Origin of the sequence: Bdellovibrio bacteriovorus (assembly GCF_041888015.1) — a bacterium.
GTDB lineage: Bacteria > Bdellovibrionota > Bdellovibrionia > Bdellovibrionales > Bdellovibrionaceae > Bdellovibrio.
This window is the reverse complement of the sequence record NZ_CP168968.1, coordinates 1691250-1711687: the sequence shown is the minus strand read 5'-3', so window position 1 is coordinate 1711687 and position 20438 is coordinate 1691250. Positions and strand designations below refer to the sequence as shown.

At 49.2% G+C, this 20438-nt stretch carries 17 protein-coding genes; 7 read left to right on the top strand and 10 right to left on the bottom strand.

All coding sequences use genetic code 11. The features are described from left to right. The first annotated feature begins 1 nt into the window (after position 1). Entirely contained in the window at positions 2–832 is an 831-nt protein-coding gene (locus tag ACES2G_RS08255; RefSeq protein ID WP_347358893.1) for a hypothetical protein, read from the top strand. Positions 833–884: 52 nt separating this feature from the next. Here the strand turns inward: ACES2G_RS08255 and ACES2G_RS08250 are convergent, their stop codons facing one another. After that, complete coding sequence (locus ACES2G_RS08250; protein WP_347358894.1) at positions 885–2801, bottom strand: ferrous iron transporter B; 1917 nt, start codon at positions 2799–2801, stop codon at positions 885–887. Beyond that, positions 2777–3007, bottom strand: a complete 231-nt coding sequence (locus tag ACES2G_RS08245) for a FeoA family protein (protein WP_347358895.1) — start codon at positions 3005–3007, stop codon at positions 2777–2779. The genes ACES2G_RS08250 and ACES2G_RS08245 overlap by 25 nt, the downstream gene beginning before the upstream one ends. Positions 3008–3196: 189 nt before the next feature. Between ACES2G_RS08245 and ACES2G_RS08240 the strand changes: the two genes are divergently transcribed. Beyond that, the gene (locus ACES2G_RS08240; RefSeq protein ID WP_374001806.1) at positions 3197–4255 is read left to right on the top strand and encodes a hypothetical protein; all 1059 of its coding nucleotides are present in this window, start codon (positions 3197–3199) and stop codon (positions 4253–4255) included. On the opposite strand, the gene ACES2G_RS08235 is transcribed toward ACES2G_RS08240, so the two are convergent. Further along, positions 4245–4739, bottom strand: a complete 495-nt coding sequence (locus tag ACES2G_RS08235; RefSeq protein ID WP_374001805.1) for a 6-pyruvoyl tetrahydropterin synthase family protein — start codon at positions 4737–4739, stop codon at positions 4245–4247. The two genes, ACES2G_RS08240 and ACES2G_RS08235, sit on opposite strands and share 11 nt — an antisense overlap. Before the next feature lie 29 nt (positions 4740–4768). Between ACES2G_RS08235 and queD the strand changes: the two genes are divergently transcribed. Continuing rightward, positions 4769–5128, top strand: a complete 360-nt coding sequence (queD, locus tag ACES2G_RS08230) for a 6-carboxytetrahydropterin synthase QueD (protein WP_347358898.1) — start codon at positions 4769–4771, stop codon at positions 5126–5128. Positions 5129–5131: 3 nt separating this feature from the next. Here queD and asd read toward each other — a convergent pair whose 3' ends face one another. Beyond that, positions 5132–5959 (bottom strand): archaetidylserine decarboxylase, encoded by an 828-nt coding sequence (gene asd, locus ACES2G_RS08225; RefSeq protein WP_374001804.1) that lies wholly within the window; start codon positions 5957–5959, stop codon positions 5132–5134. A 113-nt stretch (positions 5960–6072) separates the two neighbouring features. Between asd and ACES2G_RS08220 the strand changes: the two genes are divergently transcribed. The 3 genes from ACES2G_RS08220 to ACES2G_RS08210 all read left to right on the top strand — a co-directional run bounded on the left by ACES2G_RS08220 (position 6073) and on the right by ACES2G_RS08210 (position 11197). After that, a complete protein-coding gene (locus tag ACES2G_RS08220) occupies positions 6073–7617 on the top strand; it encodes an FAD-dependent oxidoreductase (protein WP_347358900.1) in 1545 nt (514 codons plus the stop codon). A gap of 202 nt (positions 7618–7819) precedes the next feature. Then, the gene (locus tag ACES2G_RS08215) at positions 7820–9505 is read left to right on the top strand and encodes a hypothetical protein (protein ID WP_374001803.1); all 1686 of its coding nucleotides are present in this window, start codon (positions 7820–7822) and stop codon (positions 9503–9505) included. Between the two features lie 189 nt (positions 9506–9694). After that, the gene (locus ACES2G_RS08210) at positions 9695–11197 is read left to right on the top strand and encodes an ATP-binding protein (RefSeq protein WP_374001802.1); all 1503 of its coding nucleotides are present in this window, start codon (positions 9695–9697) and stop codon (positions 11195–11197) included. 165 nt (positions 11198–11362) lie between these two features. On the opposite strand, the gene icmF is transcribed toward ACES2G_RS08210, so the two are convergent. From icmF to ACES2G_RS08195, 3 genes are read right to left on the bottom strand one after another with little or no spacing between them, the layout of a single operon-like run. Continuing rightward, positions 11363–14605 carry a fused isobutyryl-CoA mutase/GTPase IcmF gene (icmF, locus tag ACES2G_RS08205; protein ID WP_374001801.1) on the bottom strand — a complete coding sequence of 1081 codons (3243 nt, stop codon included), beginning with the start codon at positions 14603–14605 and terminating at the stop codon, positions 11363–11365. 5 nt (positions 14606–14610) lie between these two features. Further along, positions 14611–15408 (bottom strand): enoyl-CoA hydratase-related protein, encoded by a 798-nt coding sequence (locus tag ACES2G_RS08200; protein WP_347358904.1) that lies wholly within the window; start codon positions 15406–15408, stop codon positions 14611–14613. 21 nt (positions 15409–15429) lie between these two features. Continuing rightward, positions 15430–16290, bottom strand: a complete 861-nt coding sequence (locus ACES2G_RS08195) for a 3-hydroxybutyryl-CoA dehydrogenase (RefSeq protein ID WP_347358905.1) — start codon at positions 16288–16290, stop codon at positions 15430–15432. Between the two features lie 142 nt (positions 16291–16432). Here ACES2G_RS08195 and ACES2G_RS08190 point away from each other — a divergent pair, with 142 nt between their 5' ends. Beyond that, positions 16433–17806: an SH3 domain-containing protein gene (locus ACES2G_RS08190; protein ID WP_347358906.1), complete on the top strand. Its 1374-nt coding sequence runs from the start codon at positions 16433–16435 to the stop codon at positions 17804–17806. A gap of 55 nt (positions 17807–17861) precedes the next feature. Here the strand turns inward: ACES2G_RS08190 and ACES2G_RS08185 are convergent, their stop codons facing one another. From ACES2G_RS08185 to ACES2G_RS08175, 3 genes are read right to left on the bottom strand one after another with little or no spacing between them, the layout of a single operon-like run. Further along, positions 17862–18599 (bottom strand): lysophospholipid acyltransferase family protein, encoded by a 738-nt coding sequence (locus ACES2G_RS08185; RefSeq protein WP_347358907.1) that lies wholly within the window; start codon positions 18597–18599, stop codon positions 17862–17864. Between the two features lie 2 nt (positions 18600–18601). Beyond that, positions 18602–19699 (bottom strand): TIGR04552 family protein, encoded by a 1098-nt coding sequence (locus tag ACES2G_RS08180; RefSeq protein WP_347358908.1) that lies wholly within the window; start codon positions 19697–19699, stop codon positions 18602–18604. Between the two features lie 45 nt (positions 19700–19744). Then, positions 19745–20419, bottom strand: coding sequence for a hypothetical protein (locus ACES2G_RS08175; RefSeq protein ID WP_347358909.1), 675 nt, complete (start codon positions 20417–20419; stop codon positions 19745–19747). Between the last annotated feature and the right edge of the window lie 19 nt (positions 20420–20438).

The window sequence follows — 20438 nt, the reverse complement described above, 5'->3', positions numbered from 1 at the left end:
CGTGGCTAAAGTCTATGATTGCTTTTCATTCTTCAATGAATTGGATCTTCTGGAAATCCGTTTGAACGAACTCAACGATGTCGTTGATGTTTTTGTTTTGGTCGAAGCCAGCCGGTCTTTTCAAAACAAACCGAAAGAACTTATCTTTGAAAAGAACAAAGAAAGATTTGCCAAATTCCTGCCTAAGATCCGTCACATCGTTGTTGATAAGTACCCTACGTTCTTTACCCGCTTTCGCCCCACTAAAACCTGGGACTTTGAGCGCAACCAAAGGGACTTTGTCAGCAAAGGTCTGACTGACTGCAAACCTGATGATTTGATTTTGCTGTCGGATGTGGATGAAATTCCCCGTAAAGAAGCTATTGAAAAGGCCAAGTCTTTGCCGCACTTGAAGGTCTTCCGTCAGAAGATGTTCTATTATTATGTGAACTGCTTTGTTTACGATTATAACGAGCCTATCGAGTACTGTGCTGATGGTTATATGCCTTGGCACGGCAGCATTGCGGTTCACTACAAGGACTTCACAAACTTTGAGGATCTGCGCACATCCCGCAATCAGAAGAAAACCAAACGCAGTTTTATCGAAAACGGGGGCTGGCACTATAGCTGGCTGGGCGGAGTCGATCGCGTTCTTCAGAAACTGGAAGCGTACTCTCATCAGGAACACAACACCGAGAACAACAGATCCCCGGAAAGAATTCGCGAGTTGATTTCTTCCGGTGGCGATCTTTTTGGAACGGGAATTAAAACGAAGATTGTGGACCCTTTGGCAGACTGCCCGGACTATCTGCGCAGTCACCTGCAGAACTATCCAGAATTTGTACTTAAATAGAACTCGCCAATGCGATAAAGCGTCCCTTTTCTCGGGACGCTTAGGAACTATATTAAGGGACTCCTAGAACTCGCAGCCCCTGAACCACGGCCACAACAATCAGGTACGCCCCAACGTTAAAGACCACCAACTGCATGATCGCAAACTTCCACGAACCGGATTCGCGAATCTGCACCCCGACTGTGGACATACACTGCAAAGCAATCAGGAAGAAAATCATCAGACCTATCACTGAGCTGACCGTAAAGATTTTTTCTCCGGCAGAATTCGTCGCTGTACTCATCTGAGTCAACAAGGCCTGCTGCTGCGTATCCTCGTCCGTATCTGTGATATTAAACGTCACAGCCATCGAAGACACAAACACCTCACGCGCCGCAAATGCCGAGATCAGACCAACACCCACGCGCCAGTCCACACCCATTGGAGCCACCACTGGCTCGATGAATTTACCCATCTGCCCGACATAACTGTCTTCCAACTTTTGATGGGCATCTTCGGTCTGATAGTTCGGGAAGGTCGTTCCCACCCAGATAATCACCGCAAACGTAAAGATGATCGGACCTGCACGCTTCACATAGGACAGCGTTCTGGTCCATGCCTGACGAAGCAGGACGCGCACTTTCGGACGACGATAGATCGGAAGCTCCATCATAAAGAAGGACGGCTCTTTACGTGGAATAAATTTACTTACAACTCCGGCAGCAATCGCACCCACAATGATAGAACCCAAATAAAGTGCTGCCATCGCCAAACCTGCATAAAGAGCCGACTGGCCGTGGAACAAGAACGCGATACACAAAGCATAGACCGGCAAACGCGCCGAGCAGCTCATCAACGGCACCACAAAGGCCGTAATCAGTCGATCCTTGGTTGAGGGAATATTTCTGGTCGCAATGATCGCCGGAACTGCACAGGCAAAACCTGACAGCAACGGAACAAACGAACGACCACTCATACCCAATGCGGAAAACGGTCGATCAATCAAAGTAGCGGCGCGCGCCAGATAACCCGTGCTTTCCAAAAGACCAATAGCGATAAACAGAATGAAGATCTGAGGAACGAAAACCATAAACGCGGCAAAGCTTGCCACCACGCCGTTGGCCAGGAAGTCCGCCCACAAAGTGCCCGGCCCCATTGTCGCCACTTGTTCACCCAAAGCTGAGAACCAACCATCAATCGTATCCATGAAAGGTGTCGCCAACCAGAAGACACTGGCAAACAGGCCGCCCATGATCAGAATGAAAAATACAAAACCAAAAACCGGGTGCAAAAGGAAGCGATCCAGTTTTTCCGTGGTTGCCACAATACGGTTCAAACGTTCTTGTGCATGATCGGTCTTGTGTCGCAAGGCCTCTTGAGCGATACGTTCACACTCTTTCAGTTTTTGTTCCTGCAACTCAAAACCCCAAGGCACAGGACGTGCCGGAGTTTTTGACGACCCCAGCTTCTGAGCCGCAGCCACGATCTCACGCAGGCCTCCAGCCAACAGTCCGTCAAATGGCAGCACCGGACAACCAAAGGTCTGACTAAGGTAAGCCAAATCAACTTCCACACCTTCGCGGCGAAGCAAATCCGACATGGTGATCACCACCATCATCGGGAAGCCGGTTTCCTTCAGCTGCATGACCAACTGCAAATGGCGGGAAATCTGTGTTCCATCCACCACGACAACGATGCCGTCGATTTTTTCAACTTTGGGATTTTCATAAATCGAGCGCAGAGTCACCCACTCGTCAGCCGACTTGGGATGCAGGCTGTAGGTTCCCGGCGTATCCATAGCCATCAGACCTTCACCCAAGTGCGAAGCCAGATGTCCGATAGAAAACTCTACCGTTGCGCCTGGATAGTTCACTGTTTTAAAGCGAGAGCCTGTCAGCCAATTGTAAAGTGTCGTCTTGCCAGAGTTCGGAGCTCCGACCAGAGCAATGCATTTTTCTTCAACTGTTACTTCAACATCACTTGAGCGCATGCGGCTTCCTCACTTCTCAGGGCCAGAAAGCTGGTATTAAAGCGAATCAACAGAGGACCTCCGAAAGGAGCTTTCCCCAAGACCGTGATCAACGAGCCGACTCTGAGGCCCATCTCATGCAAGCGTTCACGCAAAATGTCTTCACCGGTAAAACCAGTGATCTCGACCTGTTGCCCGGTTTTGATCGCAGTATCGTGTAACTTCATACTTTCCTCTGTCTCTATGGCTTCTGTGTTAAGAGCTTGCCGGCTCAAAGGGAAGTCCTTTAACCCACCCCTTAGGCGTTGAAAACCAAATGAAAATGGTTCTTAAAGACCCTCAAATTACCTTACCTTAAGTCCTGTTTTTAGGACCTTGGATTAAGTTCCCAAGGCCAAAGCCGATCCGAAGTCTATATGGATTTTAGTATTAAGACTTCTATCGGTATTGGCAGCTTGATCCTTCTGACCCACCTTCCGGCGGCAGCTTCGCAGTTATTCTACTCTCCCGCTCTTTGCTCTCCGGAAAACCTTACCATCTTTGTGAAGAATAAATCCTCGGAACCGCAAAGAGTCTGGACTCAGGTGAGATACAACCACGAAATCGATGAGCTCCACCATGATCTGGATCCTAAATCTGAAATAAAAATTCGCGGCACCGAGTTTTTACCAGAACAAAAAGGCTTTTCTATCAAGGCCTGGGACAGCAATATCGTGCAAGTCACCAGTGTTTGCGCTGATTCTTTCAGCACTCCTTTAAACGATACGACATCGCCCGAGGTCACTCACTGGCTGCCGTCCTCGGTTCAAACCGTAAAGCTGCATATAATGAACCTTTACTTGAAGTCTAACTCCGTTCACCTCAAGGCCTACAACCGACTGGGGGCTGAGATTGGAAATCGTAAGGTCCAGCTGAAAAACTATTATGATACAGAAACTTTCAAGTGGTCTTTAGGTCAAGACATCGCCCGTATTGAAATCCAGGGGCAAGAACGCCTGCATTCCATCCTCAGCTATGACAGCGGAAGCTCGGAACAAGTCAGTCCAGCCATCGCCATGAAGCCAGTCACTTTGGCGCTGGACACCTCTAAAACTTACTTCCTGGTATCCACCCGCGATGCACGCCCCGAAGAAGCCTTCGTCATTGCCTTGGATAAGCCAGAACTTATTGCCACAGCTCGGGAACAAATTCGCAACCCTGCCTTGGAAAAAATCGTCGTGGCGGGCATTGAACTGGGTCACGGTGGCTTTAATCGCTCCTTCTTATCGCGCGACAAAGCGCCCTACTCGTGGTCAGTGAATCGTATTGATGCTTTTGCAGATTTTGCTCATATCGACTGCGATGGCAGCCCGGATCTGACGGAAGAACGCCTGATGCAAAAACTCAATGAAGGTGGTCGCATCTGTTTCTGGCGTTATCGTGTAGTAAAGGAAATTTCAGCCGAAGAAGTCGCTTCGGGAAAACTTAAGCCTTAGTCGGCGCTATAGTGGAAGCCCCCTGTCCGCGGGTTTCCTCAACATACACGCGCACACTTTTAACTCCGTACTGCTTAAATTCCGCATAGAACTCTTCCGCCAATAAGCGGGAGAGCTGTTCAACGCTGGTGTTGGTCACCGGCAACAAAGTCACTTCATTCAAAGGAAACACATAGAAGCGATCACGAAAGGTGACTTCCAGGGACTTTGCCGTCTTTTTGAATTTCATGTCCTTTTGATTTTCCGGAAGCAAGACGATTTCGTCCCACTGATCCAGACGGGCTTTGATGTATTTCTTAAAAACATTGAAATCCAGGAAGTAGCCATCCGAGTGCAACTCTTCTTCGGAGGGAGTTTTAATATCCACTTTCACCTGATAATTGTGACCATGCAGACGCTCAGCGTGCGTTTCGTCAAAAATCAAAAAATGCGCGGCAGAAAACTTAAAATTTTGCTTCGCCAAATGCAACGTGGTCGTGGACATACTCACCTCGGAATGACTATAGTATTAGCATGAAATTCGAACTCAAGCAGCATTTTCAAATTGAATCCGCTCGATTCCTGCCTCACCTTCCCGCAAGCCACCCTTGCTCTCGTATGCATGGGCACAGCTTTAAGCTGGTGCTCACTTTGGTGGGTGACTTAGACCCTAAAATTGGCTGGGTGATTGACTATAATGAAATTCAGGCGGCGATGAAGCCTCTTTTGGAACAGATTGATCATCGTGTCTTGAATGAAGTGCCAGGACTGGAAAACCCCACTTCGGAGCTGCTGGCAAAATGGCTTTACGACAACGCCCGTGTGGTGCTGCCGACTTTGACAAAAGTCACTGTGGCAGAAACACCCCTGACAGAGTGTTCCTACCCCGCTTAAACCCTAGGAAATCAGGCTGGCGTTCACACGAACAGCCGGCCCCAGATTCAAGTTCTTTTCAAACTTCTGGCGGAAACTTGGTGGATACAACATCACCACGGTAGAACCCATACGGAACATCCCCAATTCAGAACCTTTGTGAACCGGAATTTCTGGTGAGTACTGTTTATGCTGGAAGATGTGCGGGCCCTTTTGATTGCCGCGGATTTTTTCATCAAAACTCAGCACAATATGGCCCACATTGGTAGCGCCGACAAAGACGACCCCAACAGGTCCCAAATCCGTTTGAATCTCAACCAACACACGTTCATTCACAGAGAACAAATTCGGCACATTGCTGGTGCTCCATTCGTTCACAGGCCATAGCTCGCCCGGCATATAGCGAACATCAGTGATCTGACCGTCCACCGGAGAATGCACGCGGTGATAATCCGTCGGGCACAGATAGTAGGTCATAAAGAAGCCACCAGCCCATTTTTTGGAACAATCCGGATCCTGAGTGAATTCGCTCAATTTGTAGGTGTGCCCTTTGGCCTGAATCAGGGTGCCATCGTCAATCGGAGCGGCCTGAGTGATTTTACTGTCAGCGGGATGAACCGCCCAAGAGCTGCCCACAGGACGAATGCCCGACTTCAGACGACGGACGAAGAACTCGCCAATGGAAGGGTATTCGTTATAAGCCTTTTCAGCTTCGTTCAAATCGATGTTATAAAGCCACGCAAAACCGCGGATAGACAAACGAGCCCACAAAGAGGGCCCCTGCCAGTGCATGAAGTAACCGACCCAGCGGCTTAGACGACGTTTTGGAAGAATTCTTGTAATTGCAGACATAGAAATCTTTATATCTGAGACAGACCCCTTTGTCACCTAAAGGACTTTCAAGTATGATGGTTCTCAATTAAACACCATTTTGGTCCTTAACAGGGACCCGGAGTCCAAGCGTCATGTCCAAGATTATCCAGAATCTAGAAATCCCTATTGATCAAGACCTCGAAGAAAAACTGCAATGGATGATGCCTGAACACGGCCCGTATCGTATTTTGCGCCAAAGCGTCGATGCACGCCGCTCGCACTCCCCTCACTTCGTTTACACGGTTGAAGTGGCTGACAAAGGCGAAACACTTTCTTTGCCTGAATTCAAAATGGAACACATTGAAAATCCCAAGGAAAAACCTCTGATCGTGGGAACTGGCCCTGCTGGACTATTCGCGGCTCTGCGTTTTGTTGAACGGGGTGTTCCTTGCGTATTATTTGAGCGTGGCTCTGATAGCGGCGAACGCATTAAGGGCATTAATCAATACTGGCGCTATGGTAAACTTGATCCGCGCAATAACGTGTGCTTTGGTGAAGGCGGCGCGGGACTTTACTCTGACGGAAAACTGATCACACGTATTAAATCCCCGCACATTCCTTATGTGATGAACCGTCTGGTGCAGTTCGGAGCTCCGGAAGAAATCCAATGGCTGTCCAATCCCCACGTGGGATCTGACCGTATTCGTCGCGTGATTCCGAAGCTGCGCGAATTCCTGCGCGCCAATGGTTGCGAAATTCACTTCAATACACAAGTCACTGAGGTCTTATTAGAAGGCAAACAAGTCATCGGCGTGCGCACCGAGCATGGCACCGAATTCCGCTCCCCTCATGTGGTTATGGCCACAGGGCACTCTGCCGAAGACATGATCAATCACTTGCGTGATATTGGTGTAAAGCTGGACGGCAAATCCTTTGCGATGGGCCTGCGTGTAGAGCATTCTCAGGCGTCCATCAACAAAATCCAATACCGCCAATTCTCTGAGCATCCCAAGCTGGGTGCTGCCAACTACAAGCTGGCTCATCACGACAACAAATCCGGCATCGGGGTTTATTCTTTCTGCATGTGCCCGGGTGGTTACGTTCTGTCTTCTGGGACTGAAGCCGACGGCATCGTCTGCAATGGGATGAGTAACTACAACCGTAACTCGCCTTTCGCCAATGCCGCCATCGTGGTCAGCATTGATCACGACAAGAACTTCGGCGACGACATCTTTGGCGGAATGAAAATGCGCCGTGATTTGGAAACGCGTGCCTATAATGCCGTTGTTGATGCCGGAGGCACCCGCGAGCTTCCTGCGCAAAATCTTTTGGATTTCCTTTACGGAACCAACAGCAAAACAGGTCCCCGTGCTTTGCGTGCCGGATCCTCACCGTCAGGGGCTTTGAACATTCGCTTGGATGAACTTCTGCCGAAAAACATGCGCGATCGTCTGCGCGAAGGCTTTGAAAAATTCCAAAGCAGCATGAAGGGCTTCCTGGTCGAAGACGCCCAAGTTTACGGCGTTGAATCCCGTACAAGCTGCCCTATTCGCGTCACCCGTGACGATGAAACCCTGGAAAGCGTTTCCCACAAAGGCCTTTACCCCGCAGGCGAAGGCGCCGGTTATGCCGGTGGTATCACCTCCGCCGCCTGCGACGGTGTTCGCATCGCAGAAAAGATCATCGCCCAACTCTAAAAGGTGCCTGGTTGTTTTTTCTGGCTATGGCGCAGCAGCCCCCTAGATAACATACTGAAAAGCCCACAGAACTTGAACTGTGGGCTTTTTTATTGCCCAACATTCCTTCTGATGCGTTGTAGCCAGAAAAAACAACCAGGCACCTTTTGTCTTGGCTTGGTGCTTGCAAAAGTCCCTCTTCGTCAAAAATGAAGGGGGATTCATGACATTAAAACCACTAATCGGAGTCATTGTGACTCTGATGATCGGAGCCTCGGCGTTTGCGGCTCCGCAAGAGACCAAGCAAACGACTCTGACGCGCACCGCTCAATCTGCAAATACAGTAAGAGGCGAACTTTCTGCCAATGTGTATAAGCAAGAGCCTTATCAAGCCAACTATACAGAGCAAGTTCCTTATCAAGCCGAAGAAACTTACTATGTCGATGTTCCCTATCAAGCAGAAGAAACCTACACCGTTGATATTCCTTATCAGACCACGGAAACATATTACGAAAATGTTCCTTACACTGAACGCGTGGCTTACACCGACTATGAAGAGTACTGGGACACTGAATATCAATGTCGCAACGTCACCAAATATCGCCAAGAGTGTTCCAATGAACGTCTTTGCGAGCCAGGTGGCCGTACCTGCCAACCGATCACAGAGTGTGGCACCAATGCCCACGGTGAACGTATTTGCAAAACGCGCAACGAGTGCACTGAAGGACCTCGTGTCTGCCGTGACGTTCCAAGCTGCCGCCAAGTTCCTTATACTGATCGCGAATGCAGCAACGAACGCGTTCGCAAAACCCGTCCGGTAACCCGCTACCGCGATGAAACCCACTACAGACAAGAGCTGCGCACTCGCACTGTGACCAAATACCGTCAAGAGACAAGAACTCGCACGGTCACTAAATATCGTTCTGAAGCTCGCACACGCACTGTCACGAAGTACCGTGAAGAAACACGTTGCTGCGTAACGAAGTACCGTGAAGTGTTTGATCATCAGTTCACTCAACCAGTGTCTGTGATCTTCCCGCAGGAAGCAGCTTTGTTGGCTGGTGAATCTGAGCAAATCAAACTTGTTCTGAGTGGCACCGAGGCAAAACCTGAAGTTCAAATGACTATCCAGTCTGACATCTTCACTTATGTTGTTGCAGAGTCCAAACAAGAGGGTCGCGAAAAAGTCTTCGTGGTAAAAACAACTCCGAAGTGGAATGAAGCCAATGCGGGTACTGCGACGGTGACCGACCTAAAGCTTCAGTTCAACAAAGGACAAGGTCAGATTACTTTCAAAGAAACAATCGGTTCTGCACGTGTGACCTCTGTTTACACAGTGGTGATTCGTGACCAACAAAGCCAAGCCGTGGTCTTCGAACAGCGTGCGGAAAATACCGCCGCCAAGATTGTGACCATCGCTACTCCCGGACTGGCCCGTGAAGGTCAGTACAGCATCCAGTTGCGCGTGGAACGCCACGGTGTCAACGTTGCTTCCGGCGCATTGAGCTTTGAGCAGACCGCTCTTTACGAAAAGAAAGAGCTGGATCAGGACGAAGTCCAAAACCTGAAAAATGCGTCTCAGGTACAAATCCTGCGCATTGAAGGTGCGGGCGCCGATCGCGTGGTGATCATCCGCGATCAAACTCCGGCGATGGAAGAAGTTCAATCTCAGTACAAACTGGTCGTCTGGAAAAAACTGTCCAATGGCAAGATTGAGTGGTTGGGAGAGAAAAACTTCACTCGCGAAGCTATCGCATTGGCGGGTGAGGAACTGGGTATCGCTTTGAAAGCGATCAACCTGAACCCGTCGCCTTCCACAAAACTGTACATGGACCTTGTGGTTCGTCGTGACAGTGCCCAATACTTGGGTGGCCAAAAAGTTCAATTTATCGTGAATAAAACCTTCTAACGGTCCTGAAGGTTACGGCCCCGTTCCTCCACCTATAGGAACGGGGCCGTTTTAATTTCGCAAACAGCCTCTCATTATGAGACTTTCCCTCGCAGTCGGGGCGCTTCCACAAAGTCTCAACAATTCTGGCTTTAAATTTATGGTGAGCGGAACGGAATTTTATCCGATACTGCTTAAAGGTGCTCATCCATGAATAAAAAAGCTCTCATCAAGATTTCTCTTTTCAGTCTGACCATTGCTCTGGCTTTGAGTGCGGTTTCTCTTTTATTCATGCATCGTTTTATGTCCATTCAAGGTGCTCGCTTCCGCGACGACTTCCTTCGTTTTTATGCCGAATCCTTGGAACAACGCCTGCAAGGTCTTTCCCTTGAAGATATCAAAAAGCAGAAAGATCTTTTACGTCGTGACCGTGACTTCCGCCCCCCGATGCCGCCTCCCGGAGCTATGATGGCCCCGCCGCCACCAATGCCACGGCCTCACCCAAAAGAAGGCTTCCGCCCCCCGCCACCTCTGGATTTCGAAACCTGGATTGTCGACGATAAAGGCGCCGTTTTGATTGCCAAACGCATCCCCTTGCTACCCGTTGCGTGGGAGCAACTGCCACATCCCAAAGTCACCAAACAGGTTGAGAGTGTGGAAAACTTCTTCCGTCTGGGTACCGTATATATGATCTTAAAGCTCGATACGGAAAACCCGACTTATCTGGTCGTGAAAGAACCACCGCGCCCAATCTTAGGAGGCCTGATTCTGACTCAGGCCCTTTTAACGGCCTCAATGATTGTCATTGCGCTGATTCTGGCGATGGCTTCTGTGTTCTTCTATATGCGCAAAAAATCCGCCGAAGCACACTCGGTGTTGCGTCGTCTGGAAGAAGGCGACCTGAAGGCCCGCTTCGAAATTCATCGTCTGGATGAATTCGGCGAGCTGATGCTGGACTTTAACCGTATGGCTGAAGAAATTGAAAAGCTGGTGGGTCGCATTCACGCAACCGAAAGAACCCGCAAACAATTGCTTCAGGAAATGGGACATGATCTGCGCACTCCGCTGACCAGCCTTAAAACTTCTTTTGAAACTTTGCAGATTCACTACAACAGGATTTCGGAATCCGAGCGCAACGAGCTATTCAGCATTCTGATTCGAGAAATCGACTACTTCAAGGACCTGATCGAACAGCTCATGACGATTGCCTCGCTGGACGAGCCTCACTTCAAGGCCAGCACCGAAAAAATTCAAGTGCAGGATATTCTGTCGCAAGAAGTCCGCTATCGCCAAAGTAATCAGCGCAACCTGAACTGGAACCTTAACAGCTCGGCCCCACCGTCGGCTGTGGTGCTTGGGGACAGTCACTTGATTTTAAGGCTGCTTCGCAACGGTCTGGACAATGCCGCCCGTTACGCTCAAGGAGAAGTGGATATCACTGTTCAACAAAAAGAATATGATTTGATTGTCGAGATCGTTGATGACGGAAACGGCGCTGACGCCGAATCCATAAAAAGCTTCGGCCAGCGTCGCGAATTCCGCGGCAGAAAAATCACCAAAGACGGTCACTTTTCACTGGGTCTAGGCTCAGTAATCATGAAAGCCATCGCCGATCTTCACAACGGATCTGTCGCCTTAGAAAATATCCAAGAAGCCGAAAAAACAAAGGGAGCCCGACTCACCATCAGACTCCCAATCTCTAACGCCACATAGCCAGAAAAAACAACCAGGCACCTTTTGAGGTTTTACCCAAGGTTGTTCAAAAAGGTTCAGGCGCAAGGCGGAGGGGGTTTTCTGCAACGCAGGCGTGCTCCAAGCGCGTCGGAGTGAAAGAAGGCCCCCGACAACGCAGTCGAATGAGCCTTTTTCAACAACCGACTAGAGGTTTCGGCGGTATTGGCCGCCTACTTCGTACAACGCCTGAGTCATTTGATACAAGCTGCAGTATCTTGCGGCTGTCATCAGGGCTGCGAAGATGTTGCCACCGTTTAGAACTGTATTCTTCAGGTTCTGCAATTCTTTTTCGCCTTGGGTGCCATGCCCGTCCTGGAACTTGTGAACGTTATCCAACTGCGCGTTCTTTTCTTCGTAAGAAGCACGTGCCAGCTCGATTTTTGGTGGAATATAGTCCGCCGCCATTGTTTTTGGGTCGATGAACGTATTCACGCCGATGATCGGCAAAGTTCCATCGTGCTTAAGTCTTTCATAGTACAAAGACTCTTCCTGGATCTTGGAACGCTGGTATTGAGTCTCCATCGCACCCAAAACACCGCCACGCTCGTTGATTTTCTTAAATTCGTTCAAGACGGCTTCTTCCACCAGATCTGTCAGCTCATCAATGAAGAACGAGCCCTGCATTGGGTTTTCATTCATGGTCATGCCGAATTCACGGTTGATGATCAACTGAATCGCCATCGCACGACGAACGGATTCTTCCGTTGGTGTGGTGATCGCCTCATCATAGGCATTGGTGTGCAAGCTGTTGCAGTTGTCGTAAAGAGCAATCAAAGCCTGCAAAGTCGTTCTGATATCATTGAAGTCAATTTCCTGAGCATGCAAAGAACGCCCGGAAGTCTGAATATGATACTTCAACTTCTGAGAACGATCATTGCCCTTATACAGGTCACGCATCGCCACCGCCCAAATACGGCGGGCCACACGACCCAGAACAGAGTATTCCGGATCCAGACCGTTACTGAAGAAGAAAGAGAGATTCGGAGCAAAGTCGTCGACTTTCAAGCCACGCGCCAAATAGTATTCAACAAATGTGAAACCATTCGAAAGCGTGAACGCCAATTGAGAAATCGGATTCGCACCCGCTTCGGCAATATGGTAGCCCGAGATACTCACAGAATAGAAGTTACGGATTTTGCTCTTAACAAAGTATTCCTGAATATCGCCCATCATCTTCAAGGCGAAGTTGATAGAGAAGATACAAGTATTTTGCCCCTGGTCTTCCTTAAGAATGTCAGCTTGAACCGTTCCACGAACCTGTTGAAGCGTCCAAACAGCCAGATCCGTCCATTCATCCTGAGTCAGCTTGCGACCCAGTTCTTTTTCTTTCTTTTCCACCTGCTGATCAACAGCCGTGTTGAAATAGAATGCCAGGATCATCGGAGCCGGACCATTGATGGTCATACTCACCGACGTATTGGGATTGATCAGATCAAAGCCCGCATAGAGCTTTTTCATATCGTTCAAAGTACAAATGCTAACGCCGGACTCACCGACTTTACCGAAGATGTCCGGACGCTGATCAGGATCCTGACCATACAAGGTCACAGAGTCAAAAGCCGTGGAAAGACGATGAGCCGTTTCGCCCTTGGTAAGGTAATGGAAACGACGATTGGTTCTTTCCGGCGTGCCTTCGCCTGCGAACATGCGCTTTGGATCTTCATCGGCACGCTTTAACTGGAACACACCCGCGGTGTATGGGAATTCACCCGGAACGTTTTCAAGTTTCAAATAACGGAAGCGATCGCCCCAGTCCTTGAACTTTGGAACCACCACACGGCGGATCTTTGTTCCAGACAAGGACTCGCGCACCAACGGCTGGCGAAGTTCTTTATCACGAACCTTAAACACCAACTCGTCCCCGGAATAAGTTTCGATCAAGCCATCAAAGTTTTTAAGCTGATCGATTTCTTCCTGAGTAAAGTCCGCAGACAAATCGGTCTCGACCTTTTTCACAGTTTCAGCAGTGGCTCCCAGCAACGGAGCGATCTTTTGCAAGCCCCCCAATTGGGACGCTTTTTCCGCCAAAGTTTCTGTGCGTTTTTTATATTTATGAATTGTGGAAGTGATCTCGGCCAGATAGTTCTGACGATCCGCCGGGATGATCACGTGCTCTTCCGCAGACAGGATATTTTCCTTGTACTTGCTGTCAATCACCCACTGGCCTGATTGTTTTTCGTTCAAAAGATCAGCCAGTTTAAAGAACAACTTATTCACGCCGCCGTCATTGAACTGAGATGCCTGAGTCAGGAACACCGGCACCTGCACCTTTTCATCAAAGATTTTGCGCGAGCGTTTGTACTGTTTGGTCACATCACGAAGAGCATCCAAAGCCCCGCGGCGGTCGGCTTTATTCACCGCCACCAGGTCCGCGAAGTCGATCATATCGATTTTTTCAAGCTGCGACTGCGCCCCGAAGTCAGACGTCATCACATACATGGACATATCACTGACTTCTGTGATCGCCATATTCCCCTGACCGATCCCCGAAGTTTCCGCAATGATAAAATCAAAATCCAATTGACGGATGAATTTCAAAATATCCGGCAAAGAAGAGGCAATTTCACGACCCGAGCCACGGGATGCGACAGAGCGCATGTAAACGTGATTGCGGGACAAAGAGTTCATACGAATGCGGTCGCCCAACAAAGATCCACCGGTTTTACGTTTGGACGGATCCACGCACACCACGGCGATTTTCTTGTTCGGATACGCGTTCAAATAACGCTGAACCATTTCATCGATCAAAGAAGATTTACCCGCGCCCCCCGTTCCAGTGATACCCAGAACCAGCGGCTGGCGGTCTTTGGCTTTGAAGGACTCTAGACCGAAGTTGTTCAAAGAATAATCCTGATGACCATTTTCGATCGCCGTTAAAGCCACGCCCAGTTCCACAGAAGGAACGGTGTCACCTTTGAAGATATTCTTTTTGGTTTTAAATTCTTTTTGCTTTGCCAGAATGTCGAAGTCACAACCTTCAACGATCATCTGGATCATGCCTTCCAGACCCAAACGACGACCGTCGTCCGGGTGGAAGATTTGAGCGATGCCATAGGCCTCAAGCTCTTTTTTCTCGTCGTGGACGATCACACCGCCACCACCGCCGTAAATACGGACGTAACCAGCACCGGCCTCATCCAGAAGATCCTTCATGTACTTGAAGTACTCCATGTGGCCCCCTTGATAGGAGCTGATGCAGACGCCCTGAGCGCCCTCTTGAAGGACGGCCTTCACAACATCACTCACAGAGCGGTTGTGCCCCAAGTGAATGACTTCCGCGCCCAAATCCTGAAGGATTCTGCGCATAATGTTGATACTAGCGTCGTGGCCGTCAAACAAGGCGGCTGCAGTGACGATACGGATCGGATTCTTCGGTGTGTATGCCATGTGTCTTATCGACCTTTAAATTCAGCTTTACGTTTCTCGATGAAGGCGCCTGTGCCTTCTTTAACATCTTCAGAAGAGAAGAGTTCCGCAAAGATTCTTGCTTCGTTCTTCTGAGCTTCTTCAACGTCCATGTCCCAAGCCTGATTGATGGAGTACTTTGCAGAACCCACCGCAATCGGAGCTTTCACCAAAATAGCTTCCACAGTTTTCATGACTGTGTTCATCAATTCAGCTTGTGGAACGACTTTATTCACCAGGCCCATGGTCTGAGCTTCAGCCGCTGTGATCATGCCGCCTGTATAGGTTAGCTCACGAGCGCGGCGCTGGCCGATGGCACGAGCCATACGCACAGTCCCACCAAAGCCCGGAATCAATCCCAAGGAAACTTCCGGCAAGCCGAATTTGGCATTTTCAGAGGCATAGATAAAATCACAACCCAAAGCGAGCTCACAACCACCACCCAAAGCAAAGCCGTTCACGGCCGCAATGACGGGAATTTTCAACAAAGTCAGCTCATGGAAAATGCTTTGACCACGTTCTGCGAAGGCCAGAGCTTTTTCTTCGTCCAACGCATTGATTTCTTTGATATCCGCACCTGCCACGAAGGCCTTTTCGCCGCTACCTGTGATGATCAGCGCGCGCGCATCGGAATAATCCATCTCGCCGATTTGACGAAGAGCTTCGCCCATTTCGTTCAAAACCGTGGAGTTCAATGCATTCAGAGAATCCGGACGATGAATCGTCAGAAGCCAAACAGCATTGCTTTTTTGTTCAAGTTTAATTGTGCTAAATGAGAAATCCATTATTCCGTCCTTAGTTAAAATTTACTTCGCAGAATAGTCGTAGAAACCACGACCTGTTTTGCGACCCAACCAGCCTGCTTCAACGTATTTCACCAACAGTGGACATGGGCGGTACTTGGAATCACCCAGACCGTCATGCAACACGTTCATGATCGCAAGGCACGTATCCAAACCGATGAAGTCCGCCAAAGTCAAAGGACCCATTGGCTGGTTGGTTCCCAACTTCATCGCGTTGTCGATAGCGTCCACGGAAGCAATGCCTTCGTGAAGTGTGTAAACAGCTTCGTTAATCATCGGCATCAGGATACGGTTGACGATAAAGCCCGGCATATCTTTCACAGACTCAACGAAAACTTTGTCCATTTTTTCTGCCAAAGCTTTCACAGTTTTGAAAGTCTCATCAGAGGTTTGCAAACCACGAATGCCTTCCACCAACTTCATCAAAGGCACTGGATTCATGAAGTGCATGCCAGCTACTTTGTCCGGACGCTTTGTCACGCCAGCAATCTTGGTGATAGAGATAGAAGATGTGTTGGACACCAATAATGCATCTGGTTTTACTGTCGCATCCAGGTCTTTGAAGATTTTAAGTTTCAAATCAATGTTTTCTGTCGCTGCTTCGATCACGATATCGCAATCCTTAAGGCCAGCTGTTTCTTGAACAGTTTTAATGCGACCCAAGAGGGCTGTTTTGTCGGCTTCAGTCATCGCATTTTTTTTAATCAAGCGATCACAGCTGCCAGAGATCGTTGCGATGCCTTTTTCCAAAGCCGCACCACTGACGTCCATCATAACAACATTGAAACCAAACTGCGCAGCCACCTGAGTAATCCCGTTACCCATTTGTCCCGCACCAACAACACCAATAGTTTTGATATCCATAAAAACCTCACTCCGCGTTATAAAAACAAAAACCAACCCCAAGTTCGTACTTTACTTTGGTCTATAGGTCAAAACTTCTAAAACTAGCCCCACGAAACTTCTGGCCTTGAGAGCGACTCCCCAAAACCCTCACAATAAAGGAATGCGTTCAGCCTTAAGCCTGTCCCTGTCGATTCTTTTTGTCTCCTCCAGCACTTTTGCGGCTTTAGCCACGGACGCCTCGTCTGCCGTGTCCTTTTATCGCAATAAAAACAGCGCTTTTCCCTCTGGCCAGGTGAGTCGAAGCTCCTTGGAGAAGTCTCTGCTTCGCTCTGAAATGGATGCCTCTTTCAAGGTCGCCTGGGATCACAAAGAGTACACCATAGCGGGGGATCGTATTCTGCGTGACATTCAGGTATCCCGCTTTGTCGATACGCGCTACCCGATCAACCTTCTGAGTCTGAATCGCAGCGATGCCTCCATCGTCAAAGGTGTGCCTGGAAAACACACACTGGAGATTCTGGAATGCGACGACTATTGGGCCCGTGTGCGCGATAAAAAAACCAACTCTGAAGGCTGGGTGGCTTTGCAACACCTGACCTCACGTCACGACGACACGGGTGTGTACGTAAATCTGATCGACACCTATATCCGCTCCCAACCCTCCAGCGACAGCAAGGTTCTGACCACCCTGCCGCGACTGCAACGAGTGACACCTTTATTGGCCAACGATGGTTTCCTGCGCATTCGCTATAAGAACCATATCGGCTATGTCGATATCACTCATTTCGTGAATCGTGCAGACTTTGCTTCTTTGGCTTATCATCCAAAGAAAAACTGGGTCACGGTGGCTTTCCGCAACAACAACAAAGTGCTGACCAAAAAAGGTGAAAACGTTCCGATGAGCGAAATCCTGGGTTATGTCACCAGCCCCCTGCGTGGCATTATCGTGCGCCCGGATTCCGCGTCTTACGGCCCGCCTCTTCGTGCGCGTGTAGAGATTCAAAAACCTGAAGCGCATATCTGGGGAGTCAGCCGCGTTGATGGTCATGGCGAAGTCTGGTGGAAGAAAACCGATCTGATACTACCGGTGGCAAAGACGGAAACTGTTTCAAATATTCTGACAGATACACTGCTGAAACGTGAAATTTACTCTATCGCCTTTGAAAGCAAAACGTCCGTTCGTGGCCTGGTTTCCTCGGAAGGCGTTTACCGCACAGACGATGGCTTGACCTGGACCGCAATTCCGCAATTTGGAAAACAGAACTACCCGGTCAGCATTCACCCAAGCGGCGTGTGGTTCGTGGGCTCATTCAAAAGCACCAATCAAGGCAAAAGCTTTGAGCCCTTCATTCGCTGGGACAAGCTGGCGCAAGCGATTGAGTCGGCCTACCACAGAAATCCCAAAATCCTGCGCCTGACGCAGATTGAATCTTTACCCAATTCGCAAATTCAAATTCAGGTGGACACTGGCAGCACTCGCGTAAAACTGCGCAGCTCGCTGGAAGGCAATACCTGGAATGTCGTTCGCAACTAAGCTCTTCACAAGAGCTTAGTTCCAAAACTTCCCAAAGATTTTCATCGAAGACCTCTTAGAAATTGTCCATTGCGAAGTAAGGTTCCATGACTTTGCGAACCTTGTCCTGCAGGACCGGACGCTGATCCAAAGAATACCCTTCCGGACTGATCGGAGGCAAAACCTCCAGCGTGATCGTGCGACTCCACACGCCCCAATTCGGCAGGAAAGAGCCTTTGGGCATAATGGCCGCCGCCCCCTTAACAATGACCGGCACAATCGGCGCCTTGGCATTGATAGCAAAGATAAACGGACCCGATTTGAAAGACCCCAGGATCTCGCTTTCTTGTCGAGTCCCCTCTGGAGCCAATGCAAAACGTTCTCCGGCACGAATGCGGGCTTCCGCGGCCTGATAGACCTTAAAGACCTCATCACGACGATTGCGGGCAATCGGCAAGATGCCAGCGCGTCTCATTCCGGCGCCGAAAACAGGAATCTTAAACAGTTCAATTTTAGCTCCGAAACGGAAACTTCCCAACCACCCGTTCATGGCAAAAATATCAAAGAAACTGGTGTGATTGAAGACATACAAAAAACCACCGTCAGGACGATTTTCAAGACCCTTCACAACCACCTTCACACCGAACATACGGCAGCAGTTGCGCGTCCAGAATTCCACAATATGGTCTTCCAATTTGCGATTGTTAAAGAGGATATTCACAATCACCAAAGATCCTGCACAAAATACCGTATGGATAGGAAGCAGAACCACGCCGATCAATGAACGAGGGTAAGACAACAACTTTAAAAACATAGTCAGCTCGGATCCGGGAAAAGACGTTTACGGGCAGCAGTACGTTGACGCTCTTTATAGGCCTGATGTTCCGACGGGCCCGACAAGATACGTTCGTGAGCAGCCTGATCCATAATCTGCACCTCAAATGGATAGAAGAAGCTGAAGGCTTCTTTGCCGCCTTGAGGTTTGATATGAATCAACTTACGGGAAATAAATTTAATAAAACGATAATCCTCGCCCGAGAAGAAATTCTCTTTGCGCAGGAACTTCACGTTGTCGCCCTCTTCCTGAAGTTTCAGGTCAAAGGCCTCTTGAATGCTTTTTTCATCCAGCGTATCCAGACGATGGGAAAGGTCATCACACACCTTCATGAACAGGCTGACAGGATACAGATTGTTCGAGCTCTGATCCGGCATGATATGCGGAAAGCTGATCACATCTTCCTTCACCAGAAAACGCACCACCTGGAACGTATCAAACAAACTGCGAGTCACAAAACGGACACCCAGCTTATCAAAAATCTTCATCGCCAAAGCATCCGGTTTGGCCAGAAGTTTGATCACAGTGCTGGATGACGTCTTGAACGGCTTCACCTCAAACCCCAAAAGCTCGATCGGATCCAGATGGTCCGACGGGCTTTTCAGAAAGGTGCGATGGGTGTTGCCATCGTGCAGGATGCAATCCTGAAACGGCGTCAGGATCTGGGACTGAATTTCCTCGGCAAAAGAGCTGAACAGGTCGTTTTCCGCATGAACAAAGACGTGCATACAGCGAATGATGGCGCACGCCCAGCGCTGCAGGGTCTGTTCTTGCGGGTTTTGAGAGCTTGCATAGATCAGCAACTGGCGAATATCGCCCAATTGTTTGTGGTCACGGAAAACTTCGGGCAGCTCAGTTTCCTGAAAGCCCAGCTTTTCCAGCATCAAAACCAGGGCGCGGCGATGGTAATACCAAAGCTTTTCCACGTCTTCCTGACGGGTCAAATCAAAGCCATAGCTTAACAAAAAGGAACTGGCAGCCTCGAGAGAATGAATATTCAACCTTGGAATATCAATGGCTGAATGTCCTCCGACAACGGAGTCCAGTATGGATGAATCGAAAATGAAACGTTGAGGCATCCCCCTATCTTCAAACTCGACAGGGGGCGAGGCAAGACGCGCCGCTTATTGCGTGATCAAAGAGCAAGAGTAGATGCGGAAGGAGCCCAGAGTCCCACTGGCAGGAGAATAACCACTCACCGCTGTATAGTTCTGATAGTAAACAGTCCCTTGTGCGATACTGTTGTCATAAGAACCTTGGAAAATGATCTCACCATAGCCATCTCTGAATTTGACCTGGAATTGACGCGTATTGCGATCAATCATGCCTTCAGAAGCAGCATTGAACTGAACCACATACGGCTCAATAACTTGGCCGTTATAAACTTGCTTTGCGTAAGAATCGAAGATCTTGATAGTCACATTCGAGCTGCCAGCCACAATGTTTCCTGTGCTGTCGAAGCGGAATGTCGCAAAAAGGTCGATTCCTGTTTTATCATAGATGTTACCGCTGATGGAACCCAGGTTTTGCGGGTCCAAAGTGGCGGAAACAAAGCTTTTAACTTGCTGTTCAAAAGTAGCCGCCGCATAGGGATCGAAGATCTTACCCGCTGCGCTTGTGTTGCATGAACCGTTAGGAGTTGTCGGGTTGGCTGTACCACCTTGTGATACCCCGCCTGTGGCAGCTCCGCGGCCTGCGACTCGGATGGCGCTTCCATCTTTCTTGGCACATGCACTGAGGGAAAGAGCCGCTAAAAGCAGAACACCCAGCATTTTGTTTTTAAAGAAAGAGTTTGTCATAATCGCCTCCTGACTATCA